This window comes from Erysipelatoclostridium sp. An15, assembly GCF_002160675.1.
Taxonomy (GTDB): Bacteria; Bacillota_I; Bacilli_A; order Erysipelotrichales; family Coprobacillaceae; genus Thomasclavelia; species Thomasclavelia merdavium.
The window spans coordinates 1-5,633 of sequence record NZ_NFLA01000086.1 but is presented as its reverse complement, the minus strand read 5'-3'; the positions used below and the strand labels follow the sequence as shown (position 1 = coordinate 5,633).

The 5,633-nt window shown below is 31.9% G+C and carries 5 protein-coding genes; 3 read left to right on the top strand and 2 right to left on the bottom strand.

The features are described 5' to 3' along the window. Positions 1-211 precede the first annotated feature (211 nt). Positions 212-2,647 (bottom strand): YhgE/Pip domain-containing protein, encoded by a 2,436-nt coding sequence (locus B5E92_RS14845; RefSeq protein WP_087303444.1) that lies wholly within the window; start codon positions 2,645-2,647, stop codon positions 212-214. Positions 2,648-2,797: 150 nt separating this feature from the next. Here B5E92_RS14845 and B5E92_RS14840 point away from each other — a divergent pair, with 150 nt between their 5' ends. From B5E92_RS14840 to B5E92_RS14830, 3 genes are read left to right on the top strand one after another with little or no spacing between them, the layout of a single operon-like run. Then, positions 2,798-3,235: an Rrf2 family transcriptional regulator gene (locus tag B5E92_RS14840; RefSeq protein ID WP_087303442.1), complete on the top strand. Its 438-nt coding sequence runs from the start codon at positions 2,798-2,800 to the stop codon at positions 3,233-3,235. Further along, entirely contained in the window at positions 3,232-4,266 is a 1,035-nt protein-coding gene (locus B5E92_RS14835; RefSeq protein ID WP_087303440.1) for a M42 family metallopeptidase, read from the top strand. The genes B5E92_RS14840 and B5E92_RS14835 overlap by 4 nt, the downstream gene beginning before the upstream one ends. Further along, the gene (locus B5E92_RS14830; RefSeq protein ID WP_087303438.1) at positions 4,259-5,071 is read left to right on the top strand and encodes a Cof-type HAD-IIB family hydrolase; all 813 of its coding nucleotides are present in this window, start codon (positions 4,259-4,261) and stop codon (positions 5,069-5,071) included. The genes B5E92_RS14835 and B5E92_RS14830 overlap by 8 nt, the downstream gene beginning before the upstream one ends. Positions 5,072-5,199: 128 nt before the next feature. Here B5E92_RS14830 and B5E92_RS15425 read toward each other — a convergent pair. Then, the coding region (locus tag B5E92_RS15425) for a DUF6431 domain-containing protein (RefSeq protein ID WP_239406506.1) at positions 5,200-5,633 on the bottom strand (434 nt) is incomplete at its 5' end.

Here is a 5,633-nt window from a genome sequence, read left to right as displayed (position 1 = left end):
TTGTTTAAATTCATCACTATAGGTTCTTCTTTCTCTTGCCATTTTAGTTTACCTCACTTTTACTTTCTAAATTGTAACAGTTCTCTTAGAAACTGTCCAATTTAGTGTAACCTATCCAATACAGTCATACATAAAAGTAATGCTAATATTTTTTTCATCATCTTAACCTCCATATTCATATCATGATCAAAGAATGAAGAAATATACATATTTATTCATTAACTTTTTCAAATGCCTGTGGAATAAGATGTTTATCTTCTTTATTTTTAAAACGATAATAAAGAATTGTAAGAAGTGAACAAATCATAAGAATTCCTAAAAAGATGATGATTTCATTTGTAATGGGCATTTCTGTCATACTAATGACTTCTCTAAATCCATTGACACTATAAGTATAAGGGACAAATGGATGTAGCCATTGATAAAATAGACTTGATGTTTCTAATGGATAAGTTCCTGCTGATCCACCTAAATTTAAAATCATAAAGACTAACAATAAAAATTCTCCTATATAACCTGTTGTCAGTGACAACAACATCACAAGTGACATAAAAGCAGCTGAAACAATAATCGCAAAGAGATAAGTCATCAATAATTGTTGAGGTTCAAAGCCACATATCCATCTTAAACTTGTGATTAAAATGATAGCTGATAATGTTGATACACTATACATCACAGAGGCTTTTGATAGCCAATACTTGAATGGTGATGAAGCTTTTTTTATACCTTTTCTTATTGGATACATAAGTGTAAAAGCTAAAGCAGCAACATATAAAGCCACGCTCATCATATAAGGTGCCATCGCATGACCATTGTTTGTGACTGTGGAAATCGCTTCATGACTTGTTTCTACTGGTGCGGACATCATATCCAACGTTGAATCTTGAATATGAAAATTAGCCTTTTCTACTCCTTCCTTCAAACTTTCATCTAATTTTCGAGTCCCATTTTGAAGTGTCTGTAAACCATCACTTAATGTTAATGAACCATCACTCAGCTGTTTTGCACCTGCTTTAATCTGTGTTGAACCTTGAGTTAATTGTGTTGATCCTTGCATGATTGTTTCATTTTGAGATATTAATGTGGTTGTACCATCATATAATGCTTTTACTCCTTGATTCAATTGTTCTATTCCACCAAAAAGAGCTGGTGTCTGTTGTTTAAACGATAATAATCCATCTGTTAATTGTTGACTTCCCTGCAATAATGTTTGATTTTGATGTTCTAATTTACCTATACCATCATGAATCTGACTAACACCTTTCATATAAGCTTCAATACCCGGTATTAATGATGTTCTCACTGATGTATTCAAGTCTTCTAAACCACTTTGGAGTTGTTGGCTTCCTTTTTCTAGTTTTTGTGTATTTTTATACACTTGTGTTAAACTTGTACTGAATTGACGGATAGCTTCTTGATTCCCTGTGATTACACTTTTTTCTAATTCTATATACGAATAATGTGTTAAAAGATACTGTACATCTTGTTGATTCAAAGCGATATTCTTGGCTTCTGCATCACTTAACTTTTGGTTCATCCATTTTTGAGCCATTGATGGATTGGAAGACATCAATTGATTCAACAATATTGTTGCTTGATTTAAAGAATCATTAGCCTGTGTGATTGTTTGTATTTGTTCCGTATTGATTGAAGATAACTGTTGATTGAGTTGATTCAATCCTTGATAAACCTGTTGATTGCCTTCTATAAGTTTATCAGTTCCTTGATCCAAACTTTGCATTCCTTGAGTTATTGGTTCTTGATTTTTCATAAGTTGTTGTGTTCCTTGATAAACACTTGAAACACCTTTTGTATATTGTTGTAGTCCTGTGTTTAATACTGAAGACCCCTGAGATAATGCCTCCACTCCATCATGAAGTGGTTGTGTTGATTGATACAATGTGTCCAATCCATCTTTTAAAGTATAGACACCATTATGCACTGTTAAAACACCTTCCGTATAATCTTTTAATCCTTTTGTCAGTGTTTGTGCTCCGTTTTCAAATGAAAGTGTACTGTCTGCTAAAACTTGAAGATTATCTGAAATCAGTTGGTTTCCATCTACCAATGCTTGACTTCCATCAGATAATTGATGTGTCCCATCATTGGCTTGTTTTAAACCATCTGTTAACGTTGTAATTTGTTCAAAAATTGTTTGAGCATATGTTTTTGTCACAGTTTGTGAAACTTCTGATTTGATTTTTTCAATTGCTGAATCATCCATTTTAGAAGCAATGTAGTTACTTCCCGGATTCGTTGTATAATGAAGTTTCATTTTTTGTGGTTGTTCATCTAAAAGTGTTGTTGCATTTTTTGAAAAATCTTCAGGAATAGTAATGATCATATAATATTGACCATCCTCTAATCCCATCTGTGCTTTGCTTTTATCCACGCATTGAAAATCCATAGTTGTATTATCCTTAAGACGCTCTGTTAATTCTCTCCCTACATCCAAAGTACGATTCTCATACTTGACTGGCAAATCAAGATTCACCACAGCTACGGGAATCTTTCCTGTATTTCCATATGGGTCCCACATAGAACCTAAAAAAATACAAGCATATAAACTTGGTATCAAGATAATCGCCACAAGAACAATCTTCATCCAAGTATGGCGAAAAATATTCTTCCACTCCTGTTTAATCATAAAACTCCTTCTTTCTTTATAATCTTTAGATATTTAATATCTATGGATATTAAATATCTAAAGATTATTATATAAATTTACAAATAATTGTCAACTCTTTTAGATACAAAGAGTTCTTTTTCTGTTAAAATAGAAAAGAAGGTGATGAAAATGAAGATTAGAAAGAGTTTCGAACAAGCTATTTGTATATTACTTTTAATAGGTGCCAATGATAAACCCATTAAAAGTCATGAACTGAGTGAAAAACTATCGGTATCAGATTCTTATCTTAAAAAAATCACCAGACAACTTGTTGTTTCTGGTTTGATTCAATCTATGGCTAATAAGCGTGGTGGTTTTGTTTTAACAAAATCGCTTGAAAATATTTCTTTATTGGATATTTTTGAAGCTATGGAAGGAAAAGAACCTTTTGTGAAAACAACACATTTGGTTGATAAGGTTTTTGATTCTCATTTAAAGGTTAAGGAAACAGAAGATTTTATTGTTGATTATTTAAATGCTGCTGAATATCAATATAAACAAAAATTAAATGAAATCACTTTATCACAAATTATAAATGCAGCCCATCAAGGAGGAGAAAATTTATGAATGAATACATACTTTCTATTTTAAAAGATATTATGGCGATTGACAGTCCTTCTGGTTATACTAAAGAAGTCATTGAATATTGTCAAAAAGAAGCACAAAATTTAGGATTTGAAACAAAACTGACTAAAAAAGGTAATTTACAAATATTCGTAGATGGACAAGATGATTATACAATTGGGTTCTGTGCTCATGTTGATACACTAGGATTAATGGTCAGAAGTATTAAAGATGATGGAACTTTAGCTTTTACGAATGTTGGTGGTCCTATTATTCCAACATTAGATGGTGAATATTGTCGTATTATGACAAGAAATCATGATGTTTATACAGGAACAATTCTTTCCAATTCACCTGCTGCTCATGTTTATAAAGATTCTAAAGACAAAGAAAGATCATGTGATACAATGCATATTCGTCTTGATGAAGTCGTTAAAACAAAAGAAGATGTAAAAAAGCTTGGTATTGATAATGGTGATTATATTGCGATTGAACCTAAAACAACATTCACTGATTCAGGATTTATTAAGTCAAGATTTTTAGATGATAAAATGAGTGTTGCGATACTTTTTGGTGTTTTGAAATATTTATCACAAAATCATATTCAACCTCAACATAATCTTTACTTTATGATTTCTACATTTGAAGAAGTGGGGCATGGTAGTAGCTATGTTGATTCAAATGTTGATGAATTGATTGCGGTAGATATGGGATGTATTGGAGAAGATTTAGCTTGTAGTGAATATGATGTCAGTATTTGTGCGAAAGATTCCAGTGGCCCTTATGACTATGAAATCACATCTACATTTATAGAACTTGCAAAAAGAGAGAATTTACAATATGCAGTTGATATTTATCCATTCTATAGTAGTGATGTTTCTGCTGCTTTAAGAGGTGGACAAAACATCAAAGGTGCTTTAATAGGACCGGGCGTTCATGCTTCACATGGTATGGAAAGAACACATATCCAAGCTGTAGAAAATACGTATCGCTTAGTTCTTGCCTATATTCATCAAGGTGAAAATCATGAATAAAAAATTACTATTATTTGATGTTGATGGTACACTAATCAGCTATGATGGGACCGTTCCTCAAAGTTGCAAAGATGCATTAAAACAAGCGAAAGATTTAGGACATTATGTATTTGTTGTGACAGGAAGAACACGTAATCGTGCAACTGTAGGAGATATTGAAGTCAGTGGTATGATTTGTGGAAATGGTGCTTATATTGAATGTGAAGGAAAGGTGCTAAAAGATCAAAAACTTTCATTAGCACAAGTGAAAGAAATTACTGATTATTTAGATTGTCATGATTTATGTTATTTCATGGAAGGAAATGATGGTTTATATGGTTCCCATGATTTTGAAACAAGAGCGGTTCCTACTTATCAAAAATATGGTCATCAAGGTGATATTAAAATTCGTGATATTTATCCAATGATGACATTTCCTGAAAGCATGTATCAAGAAAATATTACAAAAATCAATTATATTTTAAATAGTTATCAAGATTATCTTGATTTCAAAGAGCATTTTCCACAATTTCAATGTTTAACTTGGGGTGGTCAAGGAGAAGAAGCTTTATTTGGTGACTGTGCTTTACCTCATATTGATAAGAAGGAAGCCATTGAACAATTAATAGATTATCTACAAATAGATCAAGTTGATATTTATGCTTTTGGTGATGCTGAAGTGGATATTCCTATGTTTGAATGTGCTGGTACAAGTATCTGTGTAGGCAGTGGTAGAGAGGCAGTCAAAAAAGCAGCCACTTATGTCACTGATGTTGTTAAAAATGATGGCATCTTCAAAGCTTTAAAACATTTTCAGATTATTTAAAAAGGGGCTGTAACGAAATAAATATTCGTAAAGTTACCTAAAAAAGAAAACGACAATGATTATCTTTAATGATTATCATTGTCGTTTTTGGTATAATTAGATTATGGAATCTTTAAATTTTATGCAATCTAATTACACTGATAATTATAACGCAATTCAGTTATCTTTGAAATAACAGTACATGAATCTGTGATATTGCGATAAGATTTGGTTATTCTGATTATCGATGGATTTGATAATATCCGATAAGGTATGATAATACTTGGAAGAAGAGCATGTGTGCAACCACAGCTGTCGCATTTGATCCTGATGATAGAAATTACAACTGTATGATCAGCATCAACAGCCAGATAACGCTGATAGCAGGCATGACGATGAAAATGTCCGGTAGAACCGCAGGTACATTTAACTTTATTAAGATCTAATGATTTAATATCTTCGTTATAAAAATCCTGGGAATAATTATTGAAAGAAAGTGTTTTAAATGTTATCATAGTCATGTACAAGACATACATATGTTTTTGGGAAAAAGGAAGGTAGGACGGCAATCCGATGACCCTTT